This window comes from Streptomyces sp. NPDC005533 (genome assembly GCF_042871845.1).
In the GTDB taxonomy this organism is placed as follows: Bacteria; Actinomycetota; Actinomycetes; order Streptomycetales; family Streptomycetaceae; genus Streptomyces.
Genome location: NZ_JBIAJH010000027.1, coordinates 76,801 through 102,869 on the forward strand (window position 1 = coordinate 76,801; position 26,069 = coordinate 102,869).

A 26,069-nucleotide genomic window follows, 5' to 3' on the forward strand; every position below is an offset into this window, starting at 1 on the left:
CGAGAGGGAGAGGTTTACCGGGACGGCTGCAGCGCGGAACGCCGGCCGGAGAGCAGCTGGATCACGACCGCGACGCAGCACAGCAGCGCTCCGGTGAGCGTCACCGCGCCGATGCCGACGTGGTCGAGGACCGCCCCCCCGAGGACACCGGACAGTCCGATGCCCAGGTACAGCGCCGACGCGTTGAGCGCGAGCGGCAGGCTGCCGGCGGCCGGGGACAGTTCGAGCAGCCGGCGCTGGACCGGCGGGTTGAACCCCCAGCTGGAGACGCCCCACACGAACAGCAGCACGGCGGTGATCGCCGTGCTGTGCACCGCGGACAGCACCGACAGTGCGAGCACACTGCCGCAGACGGCCACCAGCAGCGGCACCCGGTAGCCGTAGCGGTCGGCCGCGACGCCGCCGAGTACGTTGCCGATCGCACCGCCGATCCCGTAGCCGAACAGCAGCAGGCTCAGCCCGGTGCCGTGCGCGCCGACGGTCTCGGCCAGCACCGGCGCCACGTACGTGTACACGGTGAACACCCCGAGGCTGGCGGCGAGGGTGATCCCCAGGACGGTGACCACCCTCGTGTCCGAGGCGACCTCGAGGCGTTGGCGCAGCGTCACCCGCGGGGGCGCCGCGACCTCGGGCACCGCCACCGCCACCGCCAGCGCGGAGGCCGCGCAGAAGGCGGCGACCAGCCAGAAGACCCCCTGGTACCCGAGCGGTCCGACGAGCAGCGTCCCCGCGGGGACGCCGACGATGGTGGCCGTCACCAGGCCGCCGAACACCCAGGCCGCCGCGCGCGCCCGGCGCTCGGGCCCGCTGAGCTCGGCGGCGACCGCGGTGGCCGCCGGGGTGAACACCGCGGCGCCCACGGCGGTGACGATCCGGGCGGCCATCAGGACGCCGAAGTCCGGTGCCACCGCGGCGAGGGCGTTGCCGGCCGCGGCCACCAGCAGGGCGGCGACGATCAGCGGGCGGCGTCGCCATCCGCCGAGGGCCACGGCCAAGAGCGGGGAGCCGATGGCGTAGGCCACCGCGAAGGACGTGGTCAGCAGTCCCGCCGTGGACAGCGGCACCGAGAGTTCCGCACTCAGCTGCGGCAGTACGCCGGTGACGACGTAGCCGCTCGTTCCCACTGCGAACGCCCCGAGCGCCAACGTCAAGATCTTGCCCAACACGAAACGAACCCCCTGCCCCCGGCTGGTCAGTGCCGAATAGTGATCATGGCACGGGTCCCGAAGGCCACGCGAACCGGAGTCCGAACCACACTCCCACAACGGAACTTGCAGGCCAACAGGGGTTTTGCGCCAAGATCACCCGGCCGGGCGACGACATGCGCGACCCGCCCGCCGCGGAATCCTGCTTGCTGCGGGCGGATCACACGCTCGGCCGTGCGGCCGGATCACTCCCCGTCGACGGCCGGCGGATTCGCAGAGGTGACGCCCTGCAGGCGCGCCTTCTCGATGTCGGCGGCGGAGGGCTTGACCCGGGTGAACTCGTCGTGGCCGAGGAAGGTCGACTTCCACTGGTCGGCGGAGGTCGTGCCGTAGCTCAGCAGCCACTGGGTGACGATCCGCTCCTGGGCTCCGCCGACGTACTGGCCGCTCCAGGTGGCGACGGAGTGGGCGTTGCGGTAGGCGTTGCGGTAGGCGACGGTCCAGCCGACGGCGGTCCCGGTGCCGTCGGCCGGGGCGCCGTCGTAGCGGCCGGTCATGACGTAGCGCTTCTCGGCGTTGCCGACCGCGGACTCGTAGGTCCCGGTGAACCCGCCGTCCGCGGCCCGGGTCACGACCATGGTCGAGCCGAGCTGGTTGTACCAGGTGCCCAGGATGCCGGGGCGGGCTTCCGTCGCGGAGCCGGCTGCGTCGGCCTCCGCGGACACGGTCGCCCGGCTGTCCGCGGAAGCGCTGGCGGACACGGTGACGAAGGTCAGGGACATGGCGCACACGGCGACCAGGGTTTGGCGTAAACGCGTCACGAGATGATTCCCCCTGTGAGGGCCGAAGGGCCCGCCGGTCGCCCGTGATGGTGGAAGGTCACGGGCGCTTTCGGGGAAGAGCGTAATGGCGTGACCGGCGGTACGCCGGGGTCCGTCCCGCGAATTGTCGGACTTCATGCGAAGACTCGGCGTGATGTGTTCGCCCGCCGGCCTCCGGGGATTTCCGGAGGCCGGCAGTCCGTCGGTCAGCTGTCGCGGACGGCGACGATTCCGTTGAAGACGCCGACGTACGCGGTGCCGTCGGGGCCGAGCGTGATCGGGGCCCAGTTGTTGTCGTAGAGCGGGCCGGTCCCGACCAACTGCCGCCAGCGGCGTTCACCGGTGCGGAAGTCCACGGCCGTCAGGTACCAGCCGTCGATCCCCCAGAAGTTGGGCTCCTTCTCGTAGAAGTAGAGCAGCCCGTTCGCGGTGGACAGCTTCGGGACCACGGAGGGAGCGCGGATCGCGCTCTCCCACACCGTGTCGCAGCCGCTGCCGTCGGCCCGGACGTCGATGCGGGTCACGCCGCCCACGACCGACTTGCCCAGCAGCAGGGTGGTGGGGTTCTCGTAGCCGTAGTTGTTCTCGACGACGATGCTGTTGCCCCAGGTGATCAGGGAGTTGTCGGTGGTCGAGGCGCCGGAGCCGAAGACCGGCACCTCGCAGACCAGCCGCTGGTCGGCGGGGACGTCCGCGCCCCGCTTGTAGACCAGGACGTTCATCCGGTCGTCGGCGTTGTCGGTGATGGCGACGTAGCCGTTGCCGAAGAGGTCCGGGGTGGTTCCCGAACCCTGGTTGACGGAACCGGGCTTGGCGGCGGTCCCGCGGTCGTACGTCTGGCGCCACTGCACCTCGGGGGTGCCGTCGGCGGCGGCGCGGAAGCTGTAGAGCGCGTGGTCGGAGACGATGGAGACGCCGTCCTGGGCGACCGAGAAAGAATTCTGGATCTCCTCGCCCGGCAGCCGGAGGGAGCGGATCACCGAGGTCGACGGGTCCACGGTGCCGACCCGGCCCTGGCGGGTGACCCACCAGATGCGGCCGTCCCAGTCGGGCATGACGGAGGTCACGGGGTCACAGGTGCCGCTGGGCCACAGGTTGGTCCAGGTCACGCAGTCGTGCGGGACCTGGCCGGTGAGGTCCCAGTCGTCGTCGACGGTGAACTTCCAGCTCCCGTCGGGGTTCCGGGAGTGGGCCAGGCGCAGGATGTGCTGGCGGGAGTCGGCAAGCACGGCGCGGTCCTGGTCGTCCAGGTAGAAGTAGGCACCGCCCGAGGTGTCCTTGAAGATCTTCGCGAAGTCGAGCGAGGTGATCGCCTCGACCGTCGAAGAACGCTGCGGGAGCTGGTACTCCGCGAGCGTGGCGAGCGTACGGGGCTCCAGGAGCTTGACCTTGAAGCCCGTGAAGGTCCCGCACACGGTGACGAGCCGGCCGCCCGTGTCGAAGGTGGCGGTGGCGCATTCGCCGCCCAGTGCGGCGATCCTCTCACTGGTCACCTGGGGGTTCCTGCCCAGCGGACCCGACCAGGGCGAGGTGGCACTGCCGGCCGCGTCGGAGTGCATGCCGCTGCGGCCGTTGGGCGCGAGGTGGGGGTGCTGCGGCGGCGCCTGGCCGGGCAGCGGCGCGGCAGCCGCGGGGCTGCCGTCGTAGTGGCTGATCAGGCGGTGGCCGGGGGCCTTGGGTATCTCCTCGGCCTGGGCCGGCGAGCCGCCGTACATCACCGTGAAGGCGGCGACGACCGGCACCACGGCGCAGTTCAGCGCTCTTCGGAACATCCGGACTCCCTCCCTGTCTCTCGGACTTGTTGACATTGCGTCTGACATCGCGCCGCGGCCAGACGCTAGATCGCGGGGTCCGAGGAGTCCATGGATGCGCCGGATGATTCACGAAGGCGCAACAGTCGATCAAGGTCGTCCGTTTCGGAGAGGGGACGACGTGGGTCAGGGGTGGAGGCTGGAGACCACGTTCGCGGTGGCCGTCAGTCCGTCGTGGATGGTCGCGGCCATGCTGCTGCTCGCGAGGTAGAACCCGAGCAGCGCGCAGACGAGCGCGTGCGAGAACTTGAGCCCGCCGCTGCGCAGGAAGATCCAGGCGAGGATGAGGAGCAAGACGACCACGGAGAGGGAAATCACCATCGAAACCTCCTTACTCGCCGCCATGGTGGCGCAGGAGGGGGTGCCTTCGGGCGAAACACGTGTCCGCCGTACGGGTGTTGACCGTCCGTGACGAGCGGTCAGTCCTTGACGATCTCGTTCCAGTGGGTCGTACGGCCGCACCAGCGCCCGAGGAGCACGGCATCGTGACCGACGGCGAGGAGTCCGGCCCCGCTCTCGGCGCGGTAGTCCTCGACGACCGCGACCAGGGCCGCGGCGGTGGACGCGTCCAGCATCGCGGTCATCTCGTCGCAGACCAGCCAGCGCGGACGCAGCACCAGGGCCCGTGCCAGGCAGGCGCGTTGCAACTGGCCGTCGCTGACCTCGTGGGGGCGGCGCCCGAGCAGGTCCGCGCCGAGGCCGACCCGCTCCGCCAACTCGGGCACCCTTCTGGCCGCTTCCCCGCGCCGACCCGTCGCGCGCAGGGGTTCGGCGACGAGGTCGCGCAGCCTGAGGCGGGGGTCCGCGGAGAGCCGGGGCTGCTGGAACACGACGCCGACCGCGGTCCGCAGGGAGCGCGGGGCCCGGTGGGAGAAGCCGGTCACGGGGCGGCCGTCGAACGCCACGGTCCCGCGGTCGGGACGGTGCAGCAGGGCCGCCACCCGGGCCAGGGTGGACTTGCCGCAGCCACTCGGGCCGAGCAGGCCGAGGGACTCGCCGGGCCGCAGGGTCAGGTGCGCGCCCCGGACCACCGGCCCGCGGCGGTCGTAGCCCGCCGTGATGTCCTTGAGCTCAAGCACGGTGACAGGCCACCCCTTCGGTGAACACGGGCCGCCGGCTGCGGCAGGTCTGGTCGGCGGCCGCGCACCGGGCGGCGAAGGCGCATCCCGCCGGGAGCGCGCCCAGCTCGGGCGGAGCCCCCGGCACCGGGACGAAGGCGCGTTCGGGGAGGGCGTCGAGGAGGCCCCGGGCGTACGGGTGACGAGGGCCGGGGCGGCCGAAGAAGGTTCCGGCCGGGGCGATTTCGACGATCCGCCCGGCATACATGACCGCGACGGTGTCGGCGATCCGTTCGGCCGCCGCGAGATCGTGCGTGATCATCAGCAGCGCGCGGCCGGCCTCACGGGTGTGGGCGCGCAGCTCGTCGACGGTGCGCCGGACCAGGTCGCGGTCGAGGCCGGTGGTCGGCTCGTCGGCGAGGAGCAGCGGCGCGTCACCGACGAGGGCGAGGGCGGTGGCGGCCCGCTGGGCGAGCCCGCCGGAGAGTTCGTGCGGGTGGCGGTCGAGGTGGGTGGCGGGGAAGGCGGCCCGCTCGCCGGCCGCCCGCGCCGCCGCGAGCACGGCCGCCCTGCCGGACCGCCCGCGGCGGGCGGGCCGCTCCGAGCCGCCGGGTCCGGGGGCCGGGCCGGCGCCGCCGGCCAGTTCGCGCACCGTCTCCTCCAGGTGGGCGCGGATGGTGCGGACCGGGGTGAGGTGCGCGGCCGGGCTCTGCGGGACCAGGCCGACGCGCCGGCCCCGTACGGACCGGGCCAGGGTCCGCTCGTCGGCGGCGAGCACGTCCAGGCCGTCGGCGAGCCGGGCCGATCCGGCGGTCTCGGCATGGCCCGGGAGCAGGCCGAGGAGCGCGGAGGCGAGCACGGACTTGCCGCAGCCGCTCTCGCCGACCAGGGCGAGGCACTCTCCGGGCCCCAGGGAGAAGGTGGCGTCCGTGACGGCCTCGACGTAGCGGCCCGCGGGCATGCGGAAGCGGACGGAGAGCTGCTCGACGCTGAGCACGGGAGGCGGGGTCACAGGGTCAGCTCCGAGCGGCGGCGGGGGTTCAGGCGCTCGCGCCAGGCGCCCGCGAGTCCGGCGACGGCCAGCGTCGGGACGATCAGGAGGAGGCCGGGGAAGAGGGTGGGCCACCAGTCGCCGGCGAGCAGCGAGCCGCGGGCGCCCTGCACAAGGTTGCCCAGGCTCGCCTGGTGGGCGGGGAGCCCCAGGCCCAGGAACGACAGGGCGGACTCGTGCCACATCGCGTGCGGGACCATCAGCACCGCGGCCAGGCCCGCCTGCGGCAGGACCCCCGGCACCAGGTGGCGTACGGCGACCCGTAGCCGCGAGGCGCCGCCCGAGACGGCCGCGTCCACGTAGGGGCGGCCGCGCAGGGACAGGACCTCCGTGCGGACGATGCGGGCCGTGGACAGCCAGTGGGTCACGGCCACGGAGACCACCACGGGCCACACGCCCGGCCGGAACATCGCCACGACGAAGATGCCGAGGAGCAGGTGCGGGATCGAGGACAGGGTGTCCACGGCCCGCATGACCAGCCGGTCCGTCCAGCCTCCCAGGGCGCCCGCGGCCGCGCCCACCGCCGTACCGATCACGGTGGCGACGAGGGCGGCCACCAGGCCGACGAGGAGGGAGACCCGCAGCCCGTAGACGCACCGCAGCAGCAGGTCGCGTCCGACGTCGTCGGTGCCGAAGGGATGCGCCCACGAGGGCGGTCGGAGCCTGGCCGACAGGTCGACCGCCTGCTGGTCCAGCTGCGCCAGCGGCGGGACGACCAGCACCGTCAGCACGATCACCGCCGTCACGAGCGCCGACGTGCGCACGCGCAGGGTGCGGGTGGAGCGCCGGGTGCGCCCCGCCGGCCGCCACCCGACCCCGGCCGGGGACGTCGCCGAAGCCGTCGACGGCTCAGCCATCGAAGCCCACCCTCGGGTCGGCCAGCCCGTACAGCAGGTCGGACAGCAGGTTCCCGGCCAGCACCGCCGCCGTGGCCAGCACCGTGAGCGCGGCCAGCAGCGGGAAGTCCACCGAGGTGGCCGCCTGTACGGTCGCCGCCGCGATGCCCGGCCAGCTGAAGACGGTCTCCACCAGCAGCGCACCGGTGATCAGCTCGGGTACCCGGGAGCCGATCAGGGTCAGCATCGGCAGCATGCCGGAGCGGAGCGCGTGCCCGAGCAGGACGCGCCGCTCCGCGAGACCCCGCGCGCGGGCCCCGCGTACGGGGTCCTCCGCCAGCGCGTCGGCCACGCCCTGGCGGACGTACAGGAAGAACCACGGCAGTTGGGAGACACCGAGCACCAGCGCGGGCAGCACCAGGTGCGAGGCGACCTGCCCGAAGGTGACCGTGTCGCTGCCGGCGTCGGTCAGGCCGCCCGAGGGGAGCACCCCGAGCCGGACCGAGAAGAACCAGATGGCGAGCAGGCCCAGCCAGAAGGCCGGGGCGGCCTCCAGGGTGTAGGCGAGCGAGGAGACGAGCCGGTCCAGCGGGCCGCCCTGCCGGCGGGCGGCCAGGACCCCGAGCACGGTGCCCGCCGACACCGCCACGGCGAACGCGCACGCGGCGAGCAGCGCCGACCAGCCGACCCGCTCCCCGATGACGTCGGCGACGGGCCGGCGCATGACGGAGGAGGTGCCGAGGTCGCCGGTGACCGCCGAGCCGAGCCAGTCCCACCAGCGCGGGAGCAGGGCCTGGTCGACGCCGAGGTTGACCCGGAGCTGGTCGAGTTCGGCCTGCGAGGCGGTGAGACCCGCGGTGCCGGCGTAGGCCTTCACGGGGTCGAAGGGGGACAGCGCGGCGATGGCGAAGACACCGAAGGTGACGGCGAGGAGGACCGGGGCGGCGAGGAGGGCCCGCCGCCCCGCCATGCGCGCCATCGGCCCCCAGGGGAGGCTCACTCGGCCCTCGGCTTCCAGCTCTCGACGTTCCACCAGGGGCCGGAGCCGAGGCCGTGGTCGTGCGGCTCGACCTGGGTGGTGAGCCCCTCCCAGCGGTCGTTCACGACGTACAGGTGGTCGATGTGGGTGAGGAAGACGTAGCCGGGGTCCTTGACGAGCTCGCGCTGCACGGTGTCGTACGCGGCCTTGCGCGCGGCCGGGTCGCCGCTCCTGCGGGCCTCGTCGAGGGCGCGGTCCACGGCCGGGTTGTCGTAGCGGGCCATGTTGTTGAAGCCGTCGCCGCCGAGGGAGGAGGCGAGGAGCAGGTACTGGTCGAAGTCGGGGTCGGCCGGGGAGCCGCCGCCCGCCAGGACGGCGTCGGTCTTCATCCGCGGTTCGATGACCTCCCAGGTGCCGGCCTCGGCCTTGACCTCGATGCCGGCCTTCCTCGCGTCGGAGGCGAAGGCGAGTGCGTGGTCCTGGCGGATCTTGTCGCCGGAGGTGTACCAGAGCGGGAAGGAGGCGCGGACCCCGTCCCTGACGCGGATGCCGTCGTCGCCCGTCTTCCAGCCGGCCTCGTCGAGGATCCTCTTCGCCCCGTCGAGGTCGTGACGGCGCTCGGTGCCGGCCGTGAACCACGGGCTGTCGCCGGGCACCGGGCCGAAGGCGGGCTTGCCCGCGCCCTCCAGGAGCCCGTCGACCATGGCCGTGCGGTCCACGGCGATGTCCAGCGCCCGCCGGACCGCCACGTCGCCGGTGACCTGGTGGTGCGTCGGGAGGGTCACGTTGCGGTAGTCGAAGGTCTTCGCCGCGTACGTGCTGCGCGCGGGGTCCTTCTCGAAGCCCCGGGCGAGACGGGGCGGCAGGATCGCCCCGTCCAGCTCGCCGGAGCGCAGCCGGGTGGCGCGCACGTCGTCGTCCTTGACGACGGCCATGGTGAACTTCTTGACCGCGGGCTCGCCGCCCCAGTAGCCGGGGTTGGCCCTGAAGCTGAGCTTCTCGCCCTTGGACCAGGCGGTGAGCACGTACGGGCCGGTGCCGACGGGCCGGGTGGTGAAGTCGCCGCTGTTGACGTCCTGCGCGCCCGCGACGTGCTCGGGGGCGATCGGCAGCACGGTCCGCTCGGCGAACGGGGCGTAGGGGTACTTCAGGGTGAAGACGACGGTGTCCTCGCCGCGCGCCTCGACGCCCTCGATCGCGTCCAGCTCGGTCTTGGAGGCGTTGTTCGTCCTGGCGTCGAGGATCGTCCGGTAGGTGAAGACGACGTCCTTGGCGGAGAAGGGCGCTCCGTCGCTGAACTTCACGCCCGGGCGCAGCTTGTAGGTGTACGTGCGGCCGTCGGCGGAGACCTCCGGCAGGGCCTCGGCCAGCGCCGGCTTCAGCCTCATGTCGGCGTCATGGGTGAGCAGTCCGTCGAAGATCTTCGAATTGCCGTCCTTGCCGTAGCCCAGCAGCGGGCTGAGGCTCTCGGGCTCGGTGGCGATGCCCACCACCACCGCGTCGGCGGCCGCGGCGCCGACGCCGGGGCCGGAACAGGCCGCCACGCCCGTGATGAGTGCGGCGGCCAGCGTCGCGCCGGCCGCTCCCCGTACTGTCCGGGCCGTCATGCTCTGCACATCCCTGTTCAAAATCATCCGCTATTGCAAAGAGCTCGCAATAATGCCAGACAGGATCGGAAGAAGACGAACCGGGGCACATCCCCGACGACCGACCGCAGGGGTCTTGCCGGGCTCCCGCCCTCCGTGCCATATATGTCTAGACCTTTACGGAGCGGAGGAAGGCACCCCCGTGCGACGCAGCGACGCCCCCACGCTCGCCCTCTGCCTGGCCCTCACCGGCCTCACCGACCTGACCGCCTGCACCGCACCCGACACCCGGCCCCCGCCCGCCCCGGCCGGACTGACCGCGCAGGCCGGCAGCGCCACCACCGTGCACGTCATGTGGGACACCGCGGCGGACCGGGACGGGGTGAGCGGCTACCGGGTCTTCGAAGGCGACCGGCTGGTCCGCGAACTCCCGGCCGAGAAGACGATGGTGGACGTCACCGGCCTCGCCCCGCAGACCGGTTACGCCTTCACGGTCCGGGCCGAGGACGCCGCCGGGAACCTCTCCGAGCCCGCCCCCGCCGTCCGGGCGACCACCCCGGCGGCCAAGGCCGAGGACCGCGCGGCGCCCACCGCTCCGGCCGCCACCACCGGACGCGCGAGCGGCCCCCGGGCCGCCTGGGTGTCCTGGACGCCGGCGACGGACGACACGGGCGTGACGGCGTACGACGTCTACCAGGGCGGCGTCCGGATCCACACCGTCGGCCACGGCGAGAGCGGCACCACCCTGAGCGGCCTCCAGCCGGACACCGTCTACACCTTCACCGTCCGGGCCCGGGACGGGGCGGACAACTCCTCCCCCGACGGACCGGCCGTGGACGTGACGACCCCGCCCGCCTCCGGCGACGGTCCCGGCACCGCCCCCTCCGCTTTCGTCGCGGCGGCTTCTCCCGGGGCGGTCACCCTCGCCTGGACCGCCCCGGACACCGGCCGCGAGACCACCGAGTACGAGCTGTACGTCAACGGACGGGCCACGACCGTCATCCAGTTCGGTGCGGGCGCCGTGCCCGCCGGACGGGTGGAGCACCGGCTCACGGTGGCGGAGCCCACGGGCACCGAATGGGCCGTCAAACTGCGGGCCAGGTTGCCCGACGGCAACTGGGGCGCCTTCTCCGCGGAACGGCGGATCACCCTCGTGGCGTGAAATTACGACACCGATCCGGCCCGAACGGCACGGTGGGATAAGAAGATCACGCACAATACATCCGTGTTCGGTGAGTACTCGGTCAATGACAATCAGGCAGATTCCGCGGACGACGACCCCCCGCCGGGCTCCCGCACGCGGGGGAACCTGCCACCGGAACCGGCGAGCTTCGTCGGCCGGGAACGCGAACTCCGGCTGCTCGGAGACCTGTTACTGGAACGACGGCTGATCACCCTCACCGGGGTGGGCGGGGTCGGCAAGTCCCGGCTCGCCCTGCGGGCCGTCGCCGATCGCCGCCAGTCCCGACCCGACGGCGTCTGGTGGGTGGAGCTGTCCCCGCTGCGCGATCCCGGCCTGCTCACCGCGACGGTCGCGCACGCCGTCGGCCTCGCCGACCACTCCCCGCGCCCGCTCGACGAGGAGTTGTGCGCGTGGATGGCCGGCCGGCGGCTCCTCCTCGTCCTCGACACCTGCGAGCACCTGGTGGCCGCCTGCCGCCACCTCGTCGGCGAACTCCTGCAGTCCGCACCGGGGCTGACGGTCCTGATCACCTCCCGCGAGCCGCTCGGCTCCCCGACCGAGGAGGTCGTCGAGGTCCGGCCGCTGCCCTGCGAGGGACCCGACAGCGACGCCCTCGCCCTCTTCCGGGCCCGCGCCCTCGCCGCGACCCCGCGGACGGCGGCCGTCTTCACGGACCCGGTACGGACCGCCCTCGCGGCCGAGGTGTGCCGGCGCCTGGACGGCATCCCGCTCGCGCTGGAACTCGCCGGCGCCCGGCTGCGGTTGTGGACGCTGGAGCAGACGGCCGAGCGGATCGGCGGACGCTTCGAGATGCTCTCCGGCTCCCGCGCCGCCCTGCCGCCCCGGCACCAGACGATGCGGACCACCATCGGCTGGAGCCACGAACTGTGCGAGCCGCTGGAGCGGTTGCTGTGGGCCCGGCTCTCGGTCTTCACCGGGGACTTCGACATCGCCGCGGCCCGCGCGGTCTGCGCGGGGGGACCGCTGCCCGCCGCGCGGGTCGAGCGGGTCCTGGCGGGGCTGGCCGCCAAGTCGGTGGTCCTGCGCACCGACGAGCGGGGCGCCGGCGCCCGCTACCGGATGCTCGACACGATCCGCGAGTACGGGCAGGACTGGCTGTGCGAACTCGGCGAGGCCCGGCTCCTGGGCGACCGGCACGCCCACTGGTACGCGGCGCTCTCCCAGGCCGCCGACCGGGGCTGGCTCGGCCCGGGACAGGTGGACTGGTACCGCAGGATCACCGCCGAGCAGGCGCAGCTGCGCACCGCGCTGGAGCACCTGCTCACCGCCGACCCGACGGCGGCCCTGGAGATGGCCGGGGCGCTGTGGTTCCACTGGTTCGCCTGCGGACACGCCCACGAGGGCCGGGGCTTCCTGGAACGGGCCCTGCGGGCCGCCGCGCCCACGGGGGCCGCGTACAACCAGGCCCAGTGGGCCCTCGGGCTCACGCTGCTGCTCCAGGGCGACATGGAGGCCGCCGGGCGGATCGCCGAGGAGTGCACGCGGGGCGCGGCCCGGCTCGCGGACCCCGAACGGGAGCTGCGCGCGGCCTACCTGCAGGCGGTGGCGGTCCTCATGCCGGGCGACCCCGTACGGGCGCTGGGGCTGGCGGGTCCGCGGGCCAGGGCGGGCCACGGCGGGCGGACGAGCGGTCCGGGCTGGCTGCTGTGCAAGCTGGCCACCGGCTACGCCCTGTGCGACCAGGGGCGGTTCGAGGAGGCGGCCGACGAGGCACGGGCCCTGCGGGAGGCGTGCGCGGAGCTCGGCGAGCGCTGGCTGCGGGCGTACGCGGACTACATCCTGGCGGTGGCCGCGCTGGGCCTGCGCGACCACGGGGAGGCGGCCCGGCACGTGCGGGCGATGCTCTCCGGCAAACGGCTGCTGGGCGACCGCATCGGCATCGCGCTGGGCCTGGACGTACTGGCCGCGGCGGTGGCCGGGCTGGGCGACGGGGAACTGGCGGCGCGGCTGCTGGGCACCGGACACGCCTGGTGGCGCTCGGTGGGGCGGCCGCAGATGGGCTCTCCCTCGCTGACGGCCCTGCGGGACCAGGGCGAGCGGCGGGCCCGGGCCGCGATCGGCGACGCCGCGTACGAGACGGCGTTCCTGGGCGGCGCGGCGACGTCCACCGGCTGATCAGCGGCCGGTGGACGCGGTGCGTACCGGATGGGCTTCGTCGGGGCTCCCGTCAGTACGGGAGGGGTCTGCCCGACGGTGTGCGCAGGTCCAGGTCTCGTGGGGCGGGCTTGGGGACGGGCTTGCGGATCAGCTGCTGGCGCATGCTGCCTCCTCGCTCAGACCAGGGCCGGGCGGCGGGGTTCCACCGTGCGGCGGTCGGGGAGCAGTTCACCGGTGTCGTCGAACATCACGACCCCGTTGCACAGCAGGCTCCAGCCCTGTTCGGGATGGGAGGCCACGATGCGCGCGGCGTCGTGATCGGCGCGGTCGGCGGATGGGCAGGGTGGCTGGTGGGAGCACATGGCGCACCTCCTCGCAAAGTGGGGCGGGAGGGCCGGTGGTCACCCGGTCGATTCCGCGATCCACGGTGGCTGGTGAGTATTGCCGATCGCCACCCCCGGACGGAACCCATATCCGTCGTCCAGTTCAGGGTGTGTATGCCCGATTACCATGCGCTCATGCCCGGTATCCGGATCATTCACCGTACGTCTCGGCCGGCCGCCGAGACCTGGCTTCGGCTCACCGACTGGGAGCGCCACGGCGCGCAGGTCCCCCTCACGCGGACGATCATCTCCACCGCGCCCCCGACGCGCGTCGGAACGATCTTCACGGCCCGCACGGGTGTGGGCAGGATCACTTTCGACGACCCCATGGAGGTCGTGGTCTGGCAGCCCCCGGCGGGCGGCTCACCGGGGCTCGTCCGGCTGGAGAAGCGCGGCCGGGCCGTGACGGGCTGGGCGGAGATCGAGATCCGGCCCCTCGCCTCGGGGGGCACCGAGGTCCACTGGCGCGAGGACCTGCGCGTGCGCGGCCTCCCCCGCGCCCTGGACCCCGTGGTGGCGGCGGCGGGCCGGCTGCTCTTCGGGCGGGCCCTCGCCCGGCTGCTGCGGACCTGAGGTCGCGGGCTAGGGTGCCGTGATCACCGCACCGGTGATCACCGAGCGACCGAGGAGAATCCCCGTGGCCACTCCGCCACCGCCGCAGCAGGGCGCCGGAGGCCCGTACAGCCCGGCGGGCCCCTACGTACCCCGGCAGCCCGAGGGGGCCGGCGGCCCCGTGTTCACCGGACCGCAGCAGCCGTACGGGGCGTACGCCGCCCACCCGCAGCCGGGCCGGTACGGCTGCACCCTGTGCGGGTCCTGGCCCGCCGCGCACGCGACCGTACGCGGCCACCAGGGCCTGATCGTGCTGATGCGGTTCCTGAGCCAGCGCGGGCCGTTCTGCCGCGACTGCGGACTCGCCACCTACCGCCGCATGTCCTCGGACACCCTGTGGCAGGGCTGGTGGGGCCCGCTGTCGTTCTTCGTCACGCCGGTGACCCTGCTCATGAACCTCGGCCCGCGGGCGGCCTTCCGCAAGCTGGCGCCCCCGGCGGGCGGCTTCCGCCCGTCGCTCGACCCGGGCAGACCGCTGTGGCGCCGGCCTCCGGCGCTGCTCCTCCTCGCACCGGTGCTGCTCGTCTTCCTGGCCGTCCAGGCACTGCTCGTGATCGGCCTGGTGGTCGACGGCCCGGAGCGGCTGTCCGTGGGGCAGTGCGTGCGCAACGAGGGCAGCTGGACCGACCAGGACCTGGAGGTCGTGCCCTGCGGCTCGTCCCGGGCCCAGTACGAGGTCACCGCCGTGTTGGACACGCCCGGCGCGCACTGCGCCCCGCTGGACTACCTCGCCGATCCCAAGTACGGCCCCGACGAGTTCACCAGCGCCTGCCTCACGTCGCTGCACTGAGACCCCGGCCGGGGTGCGGGACCCGGGGTCCCGCACCCCCCGCCGAGGCCTTGTGCCTAGGTCGTCTCTTTCGGATCTTGCGGGCGAGGCAAGATCCGGAAGAGACGGCCTAGCGGATCGGCATGCCGGAGATCGTGCGGGCGATCACCAGCCGCTGGATCTCGCTGGTCCCCTCGAAGATGGTGTAGATCGCGCTGTCCCGGTGCATGCGCTCCACCGGGTACTCCCGGGTGAAGCCGTTGCCGCCGAGGATCTGGACCGCCTGCGCGGTGACCTTCTTGGCGACCTCGCTCGCGAACAGCTTCGACATCGAGCCCTCGGCCGAGTCGAACGGCCGGCCGGCGACCGCCATCCAGGAGGCCCGCCACACCAGCAGCCGGGCCGCGTCGATCTGCGTGCGCATGTCGGCGAGCTGGAAGGCCACGCCCTGGTTGTCGATGATCGGGCGGCCGAACTGGGTGCGGGTCTTCGCGTAGTCGAGGGCGACCTCGTACGCCGCGCGCGCGGTGCCCACGGCCATCGCGCCGACCGCCGGCCGGGAGGCCTCGAAGGTGGCCATGGCCGCGTTCTTCACGCGCTCCCCGCCGCCGCTGCGGGCGCGCTCGTGGGCCCGCGCGAGGCGCTCGTCCAGCTTCTCCTTGCCGCCGAGCAGGCAGGACCCGGGGATCCGTAGGTCCTCCAGCACCACTTCGGCGGTGTGCGAGGCGCGGATGCCGTGCTTCTTGAACTTCTGGCCCTGGGAGAGTCCCGGGGTGTTCGGCGGCACGATAAAGGAGGCGTGCCCCTTGGTCCCCAACTCGGGATCGACGACGGCGACCACGATGTGGACGTTGGCGATGCCGCCGTTGGTCGCCCAGGTCTTGGTGCCGTTGAGCACCCACTCGTCCTTGGCCTGGTCGTAGACCGCACGGGTGCGCATCGAGCCGACGTCGGAGCCGGCGTCCGGCTCGGAGGAGCAGAAGGCGGCGACCTTCACGTCGTCCGGGGTGCCGTACATCTGCGGGATCCAGGTGCCGATCTGCTCCTCGGTGCCGTTGGCGACGACGCCGATGGCCGCGAGTCCGGTGCCGACGATGGACAGGGCGATGCCCGCGTCCCCCCAGAAGAGCTCCTCCATCGCCATCGGGATGCCGAGGCCCGTCGGGTCGAAGAACTGCTGGGCGTAGAAGTCCAGGGAGTAGATGCCGACCTTCGCGGCCTCCTGGATGACGGGCCAGGGAGTCTCTTCGCGCTCGTCCCATTCGGCGGCCGCGGGGCGCATCACATCGGCGGCGAAGCCGTGGATCCAGTCCCGTACCTGCTTCTGGTCGTCGTTCAGCTCCATGGTGAACTCCGCCATGTCCCCTCCACCTGTCTGTGCTCGTCGCTGCGGAGGTTACTAGCGGTAACCACCACGAAGGCACAGTCTGTTACCGGCGAGTAAGGCCTGTCAAGCACGGAAGATTCCGACCGGGACGGCTGCCGATTCGATCCTCGGGGTGCACCGGGTGTTACGTTGCGTGGGCGTCACGCACATCGCAAGGGCGGGGAGAGAAACACGTCATGGAGACCACTCAGCAGGCCGGCGAACCGGGAGCGGCCGAACGCCGCCGGCGGGAGCTGCTCGAAGCCGCGGACCGGGTCGTGCTCAGGGACGGCCCCAAAGCCTCCATGAACGCCATCGCGGCCGAGGCCGGCATCACCAAGCCCATCCTGTACCGGCACTTCGGGGACAAGGCGGGCCTCTACCAGGCGCTCGCCGTACGGCACACCGACGCCCTGCTCGACTCGCTGCGGGCCGCGCTCGACGCACCCGCCGAGCGGCGCCGCCGGGTGGAGGCGACCCTCGACACGTATCTCGCCGCCATCGAGGCCCGCCCGCAGGTCTACCGCTTCCTCATGCACCCCGCCGAGGACTCCCACAGCGCGGAGCGCGGCTTCGACGTGGGCCTGCACTCGGCGCCGCTGCTGCGCAGGCTCGGCGAGGAACTGGCCGAGGTGATCGGCGAGCGGGTGGACCTCGGCCCGGGCGGCGAACGCCTGGCCCGGGTCTGGGGCCACGGCATCGTCGGCATGATGCACGCCGCCGGCGACTGGTGGCTCGGCGAACGCCCCTGCGAACGCGCGGAGCTCGTCGCCGGCCTCACCGACCTCCTCTGGGGCCGCCTCTCCTCCGCCGGCAACCGCGTGGACGGCCCCGGCTTCTAGCCGCGCCCGGCCGGCCCCGCCGGGCCATCTTCAGGCCACGCGCCTCAGACCCCGGCGAGGCTCGACAGGCCTTCCGCGCCCCAGGGGGTCTTGCGGATGGCCCGCCGCAGGCGACGGGCTCGCAGGCCGGTCACCCGGTCCGCGTACACGGTCCCTTCGAGGTGGTCGCACTCGTGCTGCAGGCAGCGCGCGAAGAACCCCGTACCGACGATCCGCACGGGCTCCCCGCGCGAGGTGACCCCCTCGACGACCGCCCGGTCGAAGCGCGCCGTCCCCGCCTCCAGCCCCGGCAGGGACAGGCAGCCCTCGGGCCCGAGGAACTCGTCCCCGTCGGCCTCGACCAGCCTCGGGTTGACGATGTGCCCGACGTGGCGGACGTCCTCGTCGTCGGGGCAGTCGTAGACGAAGACCCGCTGTCCGACGCCGATCTGGTTCGCGGCGAGGCCGACCCCCTGCGCGGCGTACATCGTCGCGAACATGTCCTCGATGAGCCGGTCGAGCTCCGGGCCGAACGCGGTGACCTCCGCGCAGGGGGAGTGGAGCACCGGAGCACCCAACAGGCTCATGGTGCGGACGAGTCCGGTGGTACCGGGAATGGGGCGCTGTCGCATGGCCGTAAGCGTACGACGGGCGACTATATGAGGAGATCCGCGGCGGGGCGGGGGCGCCGCGGTCAAGGCTGCGGCCGGTACTGGATAGGCTGGGGCCGACCGACGCAAGGAGGACAAGGGACGATGGCAGGCAACACGGAGCCGCTTTCGCCGCGGGCCAAGCTGGCCGTGACGGCGGGCAAGGCCGCGGCGGCGGTGTCGCGGGCCGCGGGACGCGGAAGCGGATCGGTGATCGGTGGCAAGGTCGCACTCAAACTCGACCCCGATCTTCTCGGCGCGCTGGCGCAACACCTCGACGTCGTCCTCGTCTCCGCGACGAACGGCAAGACCACGACGACCCGGCTGATCGCGGAGGCCCTGCGGGCCAGCGGTCCGGTCGTCTCCAACGCCCTCGGCGCCAACATGCCGGCCGGCATCACCTCGGCCCTGGCGGGCGGCTCGGACGCCAAGTACGGCGTCATCGAGGTCGACGAGAAGTACCTGGCCGGAGTGGCCCGGGACGTCACCCCCAAGGTGATCGCCCTGCTCAACCTCTCCCGCGACCAGCTGGACCGCGCGGCCGAGACCCGCATGCTCGCGGAGAAGTGGCGCGAGGGCCTCCAGGGCTCGAAGGCCGTCATCGTCGCGAACTGCGACGACCCGCTGATCGTGTGGTCCGCCTCCTCCTCGCAGAACGTCGTGTGGGTCGCCGCCGGCCAGGAGTGGAAGGACGACGCCTGGTCGTGCCCCTCCTGCGGCGGTGTCATGCAGCGCCCGGGCGACGACTGGTTCTGCGGCGAGTGCGGCTTCCGCCGCCCGACCCCGACCTGGGTGCTCTCCGGGGACCACGTGCTGGACCCGCACGGCTCGGCCTGGCCGATCCACCTCCAGCTGCCCGGCCGCGCCAACAAGGCCAACGCCGCCACCTCGGCCGCCGTGGCCGCCGTCTTCGGCGTGCCGCCGCAGGTCGCCCTGGAGCGGATGTACCAGGTGCAGGCCGTCGCCGGCCGCTACGACGTGGTCAACTTCCAGGGCCGTGAGCTGCGGCTGCTGCTCGCGAAGAACCCGGCGGGCTGGCTCGAAACGTTTTCGCTGATCGACCCGCCGCCGACCCCGGTGATCCTCTCCGTGAACGCGCGCGGCGCCGACGGCACGGACACCTCCTGGCTGTGGGACGTGGACTACACGCGCCTGGCCGGCCACCCGATCTTCGTGATCGGCGACCGCAAGCTGGACCTCGCGGTCCGCCTCGAGGTCGCGGGCCTGGACTTCCGGGTGTGCGAGACCCTCGACGAGGCCGTGCAGCTCGCGCCGCCCGGTCAGATCGAGCTGATCGCCAACTACACCGCCTTCCAGGACGTCCGCCGCCGCGTCGGCAACTAGGCCCGTCAGAAACGCAGAGGACAAGAGCATGAGCGACAACAGCCTGCGTCTGGTGTGGGTCTACCCCGACCTGCTCAGCACGTACGGAGACCAGGGCAACGCCCTCGTCGTGGAGCGCCGGGCCCGCCAGCGCGGCCTGGACGTGCAGCGCGTGGACGTGCGCAGCGACCAGCCCATCCCCACCTCGGGCGACATCTACCTGATCGGCGGCGGCGAGGACCGGCCGCAGCGCCTCGCCGCGGAGCGCCTGCTGCGCGACGGCGGGCTGGAGCGCGCCGTCGCGAACGGGGCGATCGTCTTCTCCGTGTGCGCCGGGTACCAGATCCTCGGCAACGAGTTCGTCAACGACATGGGCCAGCGCCAAGAGGGCCTCGGCCTGCTGGACGTCGTCACCCTGCGCGGTGAGGGCGAGCGGTGCGTCGGCGACGTCCTCGCCGACATCGACCCGCGGCTGGGCCTGCCGCAGCTGACGGGCTTCGAGAACCACCAGGGCGTGACGCACCTCGGCCCGACGGCCAAGCCGTTCGCCCGGGTCACCATGGGCCGCGGCAACGGCACCGGCGACGGCACCGAAGGCGCCTACAACGACACGGTGTTCGGCACCTACATGCACGGCCCCGTGATGGCCCGCAACCCGCAGATCGCGGACCTGCTGCTGAAGCTGGCCCTCGACGTGAACGCCCTGCCGGCCATAGACGACCGGTGGTACGAGGCGCTGCGCGCGGAGCGCATCGCCACCGCGACGCAGCCCGCGTAGCGCCCGGCGGACCGCTCATCGGGGCGGCCCCGCCATCATGTGTTCGGCCCGGTTTTCCCTAGGGGGAACCGGGCCGACGTGGTTTCGTACGACGCGTACGACCAGCATGTGGAGGATGGTTCAGCCCACTGCTCCACCGCTTGTAGGGTGGCCGTAGTTCCAACCGGACGACGTGGTCCGGTCGTCGGCCCACGTTGCAAAGGTCCGTTCCTGCCATGCGCATAGGTGTGCTCACTTCCGGTGGCGACTGCCCCGGCCTCAACGCCGTCATCCGCTCCGTCGTGCACCGCGCCGTCGTCGACCACGGCGACGAGGTGATCGGCTTCCTCGACGGCTGGAAGGGCCTGCTGGAGGCGGACTACCGCAAGCTCGACCTCGACGCCGTCGCCGGCATCCTGGCCCGCGGTGGCACCATCCTCGGCTCCTCCCGGGTCCAGCCCGCGCACCTGCGCGACGGCGTGGAGCGTGCCCGCGGGCACGTCGCCGACCTCGGCCTCGACGCGATCATCCCGATCGGCGGCGAGGGCACCCTGAAGGCCGCGAACCTGCTGTCGCAGGCCGGTCTGCCGATCGTCGGCGTCCCGAAGACCATCGACAACGACATCGCCTCCACCGACGTCACCTTCGGCTTCGACACCGCCGTCGGCGTGGCCACGGAGGCCCTGGACCGCCTGAAGACCACCGCCGAGTCCCACCAGCGCGTGATGGTCGTGGAGGTCATGGGCCGCCACACCGGGTGGATCGCCCTGCACTCGGGCATGGCGGCGGGGGCGCACGCCATCGTCGTGCCGGAGCGTCCCTTCGACATCGAGGAGCTGACGGCGATCGTCGGCGAGCGCTTCTCCGCGGGCAAGCGCTTCGCGATCGTCGTGGTCGCCGAGGGCGCCAAGCCGCGCCCCGGGTCGATGGACCTGGAGGAGGGCGGCGTCGACATGTACGGCCACGAGCGGTTCGCCGGCATCGGCAACCGGCTCGCCGTGGAGCTGGAGCACCGCCTGGGCAAGGAGGCCCGGCCGGTGATCCTGGGCCACGTCCAGCGCGGCGGCACGCCCACCGCGTACGACCGGGTCCTCGCCACCCGCTTCGGCTGGCACGCCGTGGAGGCCGCGCACCGCGGCGAGTTCGGCATGCTGACGGCGCTGCGCGGCACGGACATCGAGATGGTGCCGCTCGCCGAGGCCACCTCGACCCTCAAGACGGTGCCGGCCGACCGCTACGACGAGGCCCAGACGGTTCTGTAACCGTATGCCCGTTACGGCCGCCCCCGCGCGCAGGAGCGTACGGGGGCGGCATTACTGTGGTGGGGCGCCACGGTCAAGGGAGTGAAGAGATGGATCACAGCGGGCACGGCATGGACATGAACATGGACCTGCCGCCCTTCACTCTCGGACGCGGGCTGGAGTTCTCCTTCGACCCGTTCTTCCTGATCGGCTCGCTGGCGGGACTCGCCCTGTACGGGTGGGGGGTGCTGCGGCTGCGCCGGCGCGGGGACGCCTGGGCGCCGGGTCGTACGGTCGCCTTCACCGCGGGCGTGCTGACGGTCGTCCTGGTGATGTGCACCAAGCTGAACGACTACGGCATGGTCATGTTCAGCGTGCACATGGTCCAGCACATGGTGATCAGCATGATCACCCCGATCCTGCTGCTGCTGGGCGCCCCGGTGACCCTGGCGCTCCGCGCCCTGCCGCCCGCCGCACGCGGCCACAAGGGGCCGCGCGAGCTGCTGCTGGCTCTGCTGCACAGCCGGTACATGCGGGTCGTCACCCACCCCGCCTTCACCATCCCCCTGTTCATCGCGAGCCTCTACGCCCTGTACTTCACCCCGCTCTTCGACTTCCTGATGGAGAGCCGCACGGGGCACATCGCGATGATGGTCCACTTCCTCGCCGTCGGCCTCGTCTTCTTCTGGCCGATCATGGGCATCGACCCGGGTCCGCACCGTCCCGGCTACGTGATGCGGATGCTGGAGCTCTTCGCCGGCATGCCCTTCCACGCCTTCTTCGGCATCGCCCTGATGATGGCGAGCGAGCCGATGATCAGGACGTACGCGAACCCGCCGGCCTCCCTCGACATCGACCCGCTGCTCGACCAGCAGTGGGGCGGCGGGATCGCCTGGGCCTTCAGCGAGATCCCGTCGGTGCTGGTGCTGATCGCCCTGGTCTACCAGTGGTACCACTCCGAGCAGCGGGCGGCGAAGCGCTCCGACCGGGCCGAGGACCGCAACGGCGACAAGGAGCTGGAGGCGTACAACTCGTATCTCGCCTCGCTCCAAGCGCGTGGCCAGTAGCGGAACCACCCTGTCGCGCGCGACCATGGGGCATGACCGGATCCGTTAAGGCGATGGCCGTCATGACCTTCGCCGCACTGGTGGCCGTCGCCACGTACTCCGTGGCCCTCGGCAGCAACGGCTGGCTGTGGTTCGGCTGGGTGGTGCTGGGGCTGCTGACCGCCGGGATGGCCGCCTCGCGCAATGTCTGAGGTTGTTCCCTCCGCCCCCTCCAGCCCGTGACTCACCGTCCGTAAAATGGCGGTGACAACGGGATATCGACGGGAGCGGCCTGGTGTTCTACCACTTGCTCAAGCACGTGCTGATCGGTCCTCTGCTGAGGCTGCTGTTCCGGCCCCGGATCGAGGGCCTGGAGAACATCCCGGCGGAGGGTGCCGCGATCATCGCGGGCAACCACCTGTCCTTCTCCGACCACTTCCTGATGCCCGCCATCCTCAAGCGGCGGATCACCTTCCTCGCGAAGGCCGAGTACTTCACCGGCCCCGGCGTCAAGGGCCGGCTCACCGCCGCCTTCTTCCGCAGCGCCGGACAGATCCCGGTGGACCGCTCCGGGAAGAACGCCGGACAGGCGGCCCTGCGCGAGGGGCTGGCGGTGCTGGCCAAGGACGAGCTGCTCGGCATCTACCCGGAGGGGACGCGCTCGCACGACGGGCGGCTCTACAAGGGGAAGGTCGGCGTGGCCGCGATGGCCCTGGGCGCCGGGGTGCCCGTGATCCCCTGCGCGATGGTCGGCACCTTCGAGATCCAGCCGCCCGGGCAGAAGATCCCGAACATCCGGCGGGTGACGATCCGCTTCGGCCGGCCGCTGGACTTCTCCCGGTACGCCGGCATGGAGGGCGAGCGGGCGATCCTGCGGGCGGTCACCGACGAGATCATGTACGCCGTCCTCGAACTGTCCGGCCAGGAGTACGTCGACCGGTACGCGGCCGAGGTGAAGGCCGAGGAGGAGGCCGAGCGCAAGAAGGACCAACGGAAGAAGGCCCGGCGCTCCGCGCGCTGAGCCTCCTCCCGTACGGCCGGTCCGCTCTAGCGGACGGCCGGCAGCTCCTCACGGGCGGGCCATGCGCTGCCCGTTCCCTGGTCGAGCGAGCGCGCGGCGGCCTGGGCCGGGGCGACGGGCGTGGCGTGCGGAGCGCACGTCACGTCCTGGGCGTCGACCTTGCCGGTCAGCAGGTAGGTGTCCACCCGCGTGTTGACGCAGGGGTTCAGCAGGCTGGTGACACCGTGCGAACCGGCGTTCTGCTCGGTGATCAGACGCGAGCCGGCGAGGCGGCGGTGCAGCTCGACCGCGCCCTTGTACGGCGTGGCCGCGTCCCGCTCGGACTGGACGATCAGGATCGGCGGCACGCGCTTGGCGCCGACCGCGATCGGGGTGCTCTGCTTGGCCTTCCAGGTCGCGCAGGGCAGGTTCATCCAGGCGTTCGACCAGGTCAGGAACGGGTACTTCTCGTGGAGCTTGGAGTTGTCCCGGTTCCACGTGGCCCAGCTGGTGGGCCACTTGGCGTCGGCGCACTCGACCGCGGTGTAGACGGCGTTGCCGTTCTCCGAGGCCGCGTTGCCCTTGGTGTCCGTCATGTCCGGGGCGATGGCGTCGACGAGGGCCTGCTCGTCACCGGCGGCGTAGGCGGCCCAGGTCTGGGCGACGGGCACCCAGGAGGAGTCGTAGTACGGGGCGCCCTGGAAGAAACCGATGAGCTCGGCCGGTCCGACGATCCCGCCGATCGGGTTGGCCTTCGCCTTGGCGCGCAGCTCCTGCCACTTGGCCTCGACCTTGGCGCGGGTGTCGCCGAGGTGGAAGACCCCGTCGTTCTTGGCGACCCAGTCCTGCCAGTCGTTCCAGCGCATCTGGAAGGCGACGTCCTGGCCGAGGTTGGCCTCGTACCAGATGTTGTCCTGCGAGGGGTCGACCACGCTGTCCACGATCATGCGGCGCACGTGGGTCGGGAAGAGGCTCGCGTAGACCCCGCCGAGGTAGGTGCCGTAGGAGACGCCGAGGAAGTTCAGCCTCGCCTCGCCGAGGGCGGCGCGGATCACGTCCATGTCGCGGGCGCTGTTCGGCGTGGTCATGTGCGGCAGCATCTCGCCGCTGCGCTCCTTGCAGCCGTCCGCGTACTCGGCGGCGAGCTTGCGCTGGGCGAGCTTGTCGGCCTCGCTGTCCGGGACCGGGTCGGCCTTGGGGGCCTTGACGAACTCCTGCGGGTCGATGCAGGAGATGGGCGCGGAGTGGCCGACACCGCGGGGGTCGAAACCGACGAAGTCGTACGCCTTGGAGGCGTTGACCCACAGCGGGCTCTTGGTGGTGACCCGGCGCGGGAAGCGCATGCCGGAACCGCCGGGGCCGCCGGGGTTGTAGACGAGCGCGCCCTGGCGCTCCTGCTTCGTGCCGGTGTTGCCGATCCGGTCGACGGCGATCTCGATGGTCTTGCCGTACGGCTTCGCGTAGTCGAGCGGGACCTTCACCCAGCCGCACTGGATGGGCTTCTCCAGGCCCCAGTCCGCGGGGCAGTCCTTCCAGTCGATCCCGGTACGGGCGGCGCGGGCGGCGGCGATCTGGACGCCGAGCACCTCCGGGAGCTTCGGGCCGTTGTCGGCCTGGGCCGCGGCGGCCGGCGGGGCCAGCAGCAGGCCCGCCGCCAATGTGCCGGTGATCAGTGTGGCGGCGCTCCCCAGCGTCGCGTTGCGTATCACGTGGTTGTTCCCCCTGCGTCAGGTGCCGCCGTGGGCGGCCGGGTTGGTCGGATTCGGTCGTCGGCGTGCAGGGGGATCCTGTCGTCTGATCCGGGACCGGCGACAGAGCTCGATCGACTTCTTTGCCAACCCGATAACCGGAAAGGCGTGTACCGCTGAGCGGTGCCTGATTCGTCCCCCGTTCAGCCGTGGTACGTACGGCAGGCCGCGTCGAGCACCTCGCGCAGCCGCAGGGCGTCCGGGGCCAGGGCCGTCACGAGGACCGCGGGCCCGGCCAGCGGTGTCACGACCGCGCACTCCCCCAGGACCCGGGCCGCGGGCGGGTCGTCGGCGAAGTCGGGGTCCACGACGAGGAGCTGGCCGAGGGCCCGGTGGCCGGCCAGGCCCGCGGGGCCGTCCCAGCCGCCGGGCGCACCGGGGCCGCAGGCGAGTTCCTGGTCCAGCAGCGGACGGCCGCCGCAGGTGACGGTGAGCCGGCTGCTCAGCAGGCCCGGGTCCTCCCCCGCGCGTCCGAGCACCTGCTCCTCGCGGAGCAGCAGCCGGGCGGTGGGGGCCAGTACGACCCGGGTGCGTACCCGCAGTTCGCTGCCGCGCACCGACACCAGCGGCTCCGGCAGCCAGCGCACCGAAGCCCCGTCCTCCAGGGTCAGGCGTACGTCGTAGCGCGCGGGTTCGCCGCCGCGGCCGGGCAGCGCCAGGGTGGCTGCGGCCGAGGCGAGGGCGAGGCGCGCGCCGGGCCCGGCGGTGGCCTCGACGGTGAGGTGGTCCCCGCCCAGCGGGGCGCTCATCGCGCCGACCAGCATGACCCGGGCCTCGGCCGAGGGCCCGCGGGTGCGGCGCAGCGCGAGGGGACCCTCGCCGGCCAGCAGCGGGAGGGCGGTGCCGCCCCGCCCGTCGGCGACGGCGTGGATGCGGGCGGTGGCCCGCAGGCCCGACGCGGGCACGGGCACGGGGGTGGGCGCCGGGTGCGGGGGGACCCGGGGCGCGGAGAGGGGTGGTGCGCTGGTCACCGTGCGGTCCAGGTGGCGATCCGGCCGCGCACCCAGGCGGCCACGGGGGCCACCCCTTCGGGTCCGCGCAGCGACTGGAAGGCGACGGGCAGTTCACCGCGCTGCGCGGCGGCGTCGCGGGCCATCCGGCCGAGGTCGGAGCCGACGTAGGGGGCGAGGTCGGTCTTGTTGACGACGAGGAGGTCGGCGGTGGTGACGCCGGGGCCGCCCTTGCGGGGGATGTCGTCCCCGCCGGCCACGTCGATGACGAAGATCTGGGCGTCGACGAGGCCGCGCGAGAAGGTGGCGGTGAGGTTGTCCCCGCCGGACTCGACGAGGATCAGGTCGAGGGGGCCGTTCTCCCGGAAGGCGTCCTCCAGCTCCTCGACGGCCTCCAGGTTGGCGGAGATGTCGTCGCGGATGGCGGTGTGCGGGCAGGCGCCGGTCTCGACTGCGGTGATCCGCTCGGGCGGCAGGACGGCCTCGCGGAGCAGGAACTCGGCGTCCTCGCGGGTGTAGATGTCGTTGGTGACGACGGCCATGGACAGTTCGGTGCGCAGCGCGCGGCACAGGGCCGCCACGGTGGCGGTCTTGCCGGAGCCGACGGGTCCGCCGAGGCCGATGCGCAGGGCGCGCCGGGTGCCGTCGGCGCGGAGCGGGGCGGCGCCGTGGGTGTGCCGGTGGGGGTAGGTCACGGCGTGGTCGAGGTGCATGGGGGGTGTCCATACCTTTCTTCGTGGGTTGATTCGGGTCATTCGTAAGATCGGGACACCCAGGGGAGTCGGGTGTGGCTGGCATGGGGTAGCCGCTGTTGT

The 26,069-nt window shown here is 72.6% G+C and carries 26 protein-coding genes; 11 read left to right on the forward strand and 15 right to left on the reverse strand.

What is annotated here, in order from left to right; all coding sequences use genetic code 11:
• Positions 1–14: 14 nt before the first annotated feature.
• The 9 genes from ACFYP3_RS25375 to ACFYP3_RS25415 all read right to left on the reverse strand — a co-directional run bounded on the left by ACFYP3_RS25375 (position 15) and on the right by ACFYP3_RS25415 (position 9,308).
• A complete protein-coding gene (locus tag ACFYP3_RS25375) occupies positions 15–1,166 on the reverse strand; it encodes an MFS transporter (protein ID WP_388836713.1) in 1,152 nt (383 codons plus the stop codon).
• 224 nt (positions 1,167–1,390) lie between these two features.
• Positions 1,391–1,966 carry a streptavidin gene (locus ACFYP3_RS25380; RefSeq protein ID WP_388836716.1) on the reverse strand — a complete coding sequence of 192 codons (576 nt, stop codon included), beginning with the start codon at positions 1,964–1,966 and terminating at the stop codon, positions 1,391–1,393.
• A gap of 206 nt (positions 1,967–2,172) precedes the next feature.
• On the reverse strand, positions 2,173–3,738 hold the full coding sequence (locus tag ACFYP3_RS25385) for a hypothetical protein (protein WP_388836718.1): 1,566 nt from the start codon (positions 3,736–3,738) through the stop codon (positions 2,173–2,175).
• A gap of 165 nt (positions 3,739–3,903) precedes the next feature.
• Positions 3,904–4,098: a hypothetical protein gene (locus ACFYP3_RS25390; protein ID WP_030711593.1), complete on the reverse strand. Its 195-nt coding sequence runs from the start codon at positions 4,096–4,098 to the stop codon at positions 3,904–3,906.
• 98 nt (positions 4,099–4,196) lie between these two features.
• Positions 4,197–4,856 (reverse strand): ABC transporter ATP-binding protein, encoded by a 660-nt coding sequence (locus ACFYP3_RS25395; protein ID WP_388836721.1) that lies wholly within the window; start codon positions 4,854–4,856, stop codon positions 4,197–4,199.
• Positions 4,849–5,796: an oligopeptide/dipeptide ABC transporter ATP-binding protein gene (locus ACFYP3_RS25400; RefSeq protein WP_388836773.1), complete on the reverse strand. Its 948-nt coding sequence runs from the start codon at positions 5,794–5,796 to the stop codon at positions 4,849–4,851. The genes ACFYP3_RS25395 and ACFYP3_RS25400 overlap by 8 nt, the downstream gene beginning before the upstream one ends.
• A gap of 47 nt (positions 5,797–5,843) precedes the next feature.
• Complete coding sequence (locus tag ACFYP3_RS25405; RefSeq protein ID WP_388836723.1) at positions 5,844–6,743, reverse strand: ABC transporter permease; 900 nt, start codon at positions 6,741–6,743, stop codon at positions 5,844–5,846.
• Entirely contained in the window at positions 6,736–7,701 is a 966-nt protein-coding gene (locus tag ACFYP3_RS25410) for an ABC transporter permease (protein WP_388836726.1), read from the reverse strand. Before ACFYP3_RS25410 ends, ACFYP3_RS25405 begins: the two co-directional genes overlap by 8 nt.
• 17 nt (positions 7,702–7,718) lie before the next feature.
• The gene (locus ACFYP3_RS25415; RefSeq protein ID WP_388836729.1) at positions 7,719–9,308 is read right to left on the reverse strand and encodes an ABC transporter substrate-binding protein; all 1,590 of its coding nucleotides are present in this window, start codon (positions 9,306–9,308) and stop codon (positions 7,719–7,721) included.
• Positions 9,309–9,489: 181 nt separating this feature from the next.
• Here ACFYP3_RS25415 and ACFYP3_RS25420 point away from each other — a divergent pair, with 181 nt between their 5' ends.
• Complete coding sequence (locus tag ACFYP3_RS25420) at positions 9,490–10,449, forward strand: fibronectin type III domain-containing protein (protein WP_388836732.1); 960 nt, start codon at positions 9,490–9,492, stop codon at positions 10,447–10,449.
• A 63-nt stretch (positions 10,450–10,512) separates the two neighbouring features.
• A complete protein-coding gene (locus ACFYP3_RS25425; protein ID WP_388836735.1) occupies positions 10,513–12,606 on the forward strand; it encodes an ATP-binding protein in 2,094 nt (697 codons plus the stop codon).
• A 158-nt stretch (positions 12,607–12,764) separates the two neighbouring features.
• On the opposite strand, the gene ACFYP3_RS25430 is transcribed toward ACFYP3_RS25425, so the two are convergent.
• A complete protein-coding gene (locus ACFYP3_RS25430) occupies positions 12,765–12,950 on the reverse strand; it encodes a DUF5999 family protein (protein ID WP_388836738.1) in 186 nt (61 codons plus the stop codon).
• 156 nt (positions 12,951–13,106) lie between these two features.
• Here ACFYP3_RS25430 and ACFYP3_RS25435 point away from each other — a divergent pair, with 156 nt between their 5' ends.
• Both ACFYP3_RS25435 and ACFYP3_RS25440 read left to right on the forward strand, forming a co-directional pair.
• Positions 13,107–13,544 (forward strand): SRPBCC family protein, encoded by a 438-nt coding sequence (locus ACFYP3_RS25435; protein ID WP_388836740.1) that lies wholly within the window; start codon positions 13,107–13,109, stop codon positions 13,542–13,544.
• 64 nt (positions 13,545–13,608) lie between these two features.
• Positions 13,609–14,373: a hypothetical protein gene (locus tag ACFYP3_RS25440; protein WP_388836743.1), complete on the forward strand. Its 765-nt coding sequence runs from the start codon at positions 13,609–13,611 to the stop codon at positions 14,371–14,373.
• Positions 14,374–14,482: 109 nt separating this feature from the next.
• On the opposite strand, the gene ACFYP3_RS25445 is transcribed toward ACFYP3_RS25440, so the two are convergent.
• A complete protein-coding gene (locus ACFYP3_RS25445) occupies positions 14,483–15,712 on the reverse strand; it encodes an acyl-CoA dehydrogenase family protein (RefSeq protein ID WP_388836746.1) in 1,230 nt (409 codons plus the stop codon).
• A gap of 203 nt (positions 15,713–15,915) precedes the next feature.
• On the opposite strand from ACFYP3_RS25445, the gene ACFYP3_RS25450 reads away from it, so the two are divergent.
• Positions 15,916–16,560, forward strand: coding sequence for a TetR family transcriptional regulator (locus tag ACFYP3_RS25450; protein WP_388836749.1), 645 nt, complete (start codon positions 15,916–15,918; stop codon positions 16,558–16,560).
• 44 nt (positions 16,561–16,604) lie between these two features.
• On the opposite strand, the gene def is transcribed toward ACFYP3_RS25450, so the two are convergent.
• A complete protein-coding gene (gene def, locus ACFYP3_RS25455) occupies positions 16,605–17,171 on the reverse strand; it encodes a peptide deformylase (RefSeq protein WP_388836752.1) in 567 nt (188 codons plus the stop codon).
• A 123-nt stretch (positions 17,172–17,294) separates the two neighbouring features.
• Here def and ACFYP3_RS25460 point away from each other — a divergent pair, with 123 nt between their 5' ends.
• From ACFYP3_RS25460 to ACFYP3_RS25485, 6 genes are all read left to right on the forward strand, one after another.
• Complete coding sequence (locus tag ACFYP3_RS25460) at positions 17,295–18,533, forward strand: MurT ligase domain-containing protein (protein ID WP_388836755.1); 1,239 nt, start codon at positions 17,295–17,297, stop codon at positions 18,531–18,533.
• Between the two features lie 28 nt (positions 18,534–18,561).
• On the forward strand, positions 18,562–19,290 hold the full coding sequence (locus ACFYP3_RS25465) for a type 1 glutamine amidotransferase (RefSeq protein ID WP_388836757.1): 729 nt from the start codon (positions 18,562–18,564) through the stop codon (positions 19,288–19,290).
• 215 nt (positions 19,291–19,505) lie between these two features.
• Positions 19,506–20,531, forward strand: a complete 1,026-nt coding sequence (locus tag ACFYP3_RS25470) for a 6-phosphofructokinase (RefSeq protein ID WP_030711550.1) — start codon at positions 19,506–19,508, stop codon at positions 20,529–20,531.
• Positions 20,532–20,620: 89 nt separating this feature from the next.
• Complete coding sequence (locus ACFYP3_RS25475) at positions 20,621–21,577, forward strand: cytochrome c oxidase assembly protein (protein WP_388836759.1); 957 nt, start codon at positions 20,621–20,623, stop codon at positions 21,575–21,577.
• A 32-nt stretch (positions 21,578–21,609) separates the two neighbouring features.
• Entirely contained in the window at positions 21,610–21,768 is a 159-nt protein-coding gene (locus ACFYP3_RS25480; protein WP_030711544.1) for a hypothetical protein, read from the forward strand.
• Between the two features lie 83 nt (positions 21,769–21,851).
• Entirely contained in the window at positions 21,852–22,577 is a 726-nt protein-coding gene (locus tag ACFYP3_RS25485) for a lysophospholipid acyltransferase family protein (protein ID WP_388836761.1), read from the forward strand.
• A gap of 26 nt (positions 22,578–22,603) precedes the next feature.
• Here the strand turns inward: ACFYP3_RS25485 and ACFYP3_RS25490 are convergent, their stop codons facing one another.
• The 3 genes from ACFYP3_RS25490 to ureG form a co-directional block, all read right to left on the reverse strand.
• On the reverse strand, positions 22,604–24,265 hold the full coding sequence (locus ACFYP3_RS25490) for an alpha/beta hydrolase (RefSeq protein WP_388836764.1): 1,662 nt from the start codon (positions 24,263–24,265) through the stop codon (positions 22,604–22,606).
• A 182-nt stretch (positions 24,266–24,447) separates the two neighbouring features.
• Positions 24,448–25,209, reverse strand: a complete 762-nt coding sequence (locus tag ACFYP3_RS25495) for an urease accessory protein UreD (RefSeq protein ID WP_388836776.1) — start codon at positions 25,207–25,209, stop codon at positions 24,448–24,450.
• Between the two features lie 62 nt (positions 25,210–25,271).
• Positions 25,272–25,967, reverse strand: a complete 696-nt coding sequence (gene ureG, locus ACFYP3_RS25500) for an urease accessory protein UreG (protein WP_388836767.1) — start codon at positions 25,965–25,967, stop codon at positions 25,272–25,274.
• Positions 25,968–26,069 lie beyond the last annotated feature (102 nt).

Excerpts from the sequence above, each read along its gene's own strand:
- ACFYP3_RS25460 (WP_388836755.1), top strand. The coding sequence starts at position 17,295 with ATGGCAGGCAACACGGAGCCGCTTTCGCCGCGGGCCAAGCTGGCCGTG.
- ureG (WP_388836767.1), bottom strand. The coding sequence starts at position 25,967 with ATGCACCTCGACCACGCCGTGACCTACCCCCACCGGCACACCCACGGC.
- def (WP_388836752.1), bottom strand. The coding sequence starts at position 17,171 with ATGCGACAGCGCCCCATTCCCGGTACCACCGGACTCGTCCGCACCATG.
- ACFYP3_RS25385 (WP_388836718.1), bottom strand. The coding sequence starts at position 3,738 with ATGTTCCGAAGAGCGCTGAACTGCGCCGTGGTGCCGGTCGTCGCCGCC.
- ACFYP3_RS25475 (WP_388836759.1), top strand. The coding sequence starts at position 20,621 with ATGGATCACAGCGGGCACGGCATGGACATGAACATGGACCTGCCGCCC.
- ACFYP3_RS25405 (WP_388836723.1), bottom strand. The coding sequence starts at position 6,743 with ATGGCTGAGCCGTCGACGGCTTCGGCGACGTCCCCGGCCGGGGTCGGG.
- ACFYP3_RS25435 (WP_388836740.1), top strand. The coding sequence starts at position 13,107 with ATGCCCGGTATCCGGATCATTCACCGTACGTCTCGGCCGGCCGCCGAG.
- ACFYP3_RS25480 (WP_030711544.1), top strand. The coding sequence starts at position 21,610 with ATGACCGGATCCGTTAAGGCGATGGCCGTCATGACCTTCGCCGCACTG.
- ACFYP3_RS25415 (WP_388836729.1), bottom strand. The coding sequence starts at position 9,308 with ATGACGGCCCGGACAGTACGGGGAGCGGCCGGCGCGACGCTGGCCGCC.
- ACFYP3_RS25410 (WP_388836726.1), bottom strand. The coding sequence starts at position 7,701 with ATGGCGCGCATGGCGGGGCGGCGGGCCCTCCTCGCCGCCCCGGTCCTC.
- ACFYP3_RS25445 (WP_388836746.1), bottom strand. The coding sequence starts at position 15,712 with ATGGCGGAGTTCACCATGGAGCTGAACGACGACCAGAAGCAGGTACGG.
- ACFYP3_RS25470 (WP_030711550.1), top strand. The coding sequence starts at position 19,506 with ATGCGCATAGGTGTGCTCACTTCCGGTGGCGACTGCCCCGGCCTCAAC.
- ACFYP3_RS25390 (WP_030711593.1), bottom strand. The coding sequence starts at position 4,098 with ATGGTGATTTCCCTCTCCGTGGTCGTCTTGCTCCTCATCCTCGCCTGG.
- ACFYP3_RS25450 (WP_388836749.1), top strand. The coding sequence starts at position 15,916 with ATGGAGACCACTCAGCAGGCCGGCGAACCGGGAGCGGCCGAACGCCGC.
- ACFYP3_RS25430 (WP_388836738.1), bottom strand. The coding sequence starts at position 12,950 with ATGTGCTCCCACCAGCCACCCTGCCCATCCGCCGACCGCGCCGATCAC.
- ACFYP3_RS25400 (WP_388836773.1), bottom strand. The coding sequence starts at position 5,796 with ATGCCCGCGGGCCGCTACGTCGAGGCCGTCACGGACGCCACCTTCTCC.
- ACFYP3_RS25465 (WP_388836757.1), top strand. The coding sequence starts at position 18,562 with ATGAGCGACAACAGCCTGCGTCTGGTGTGGGTCTACCCCGACCTGCTC.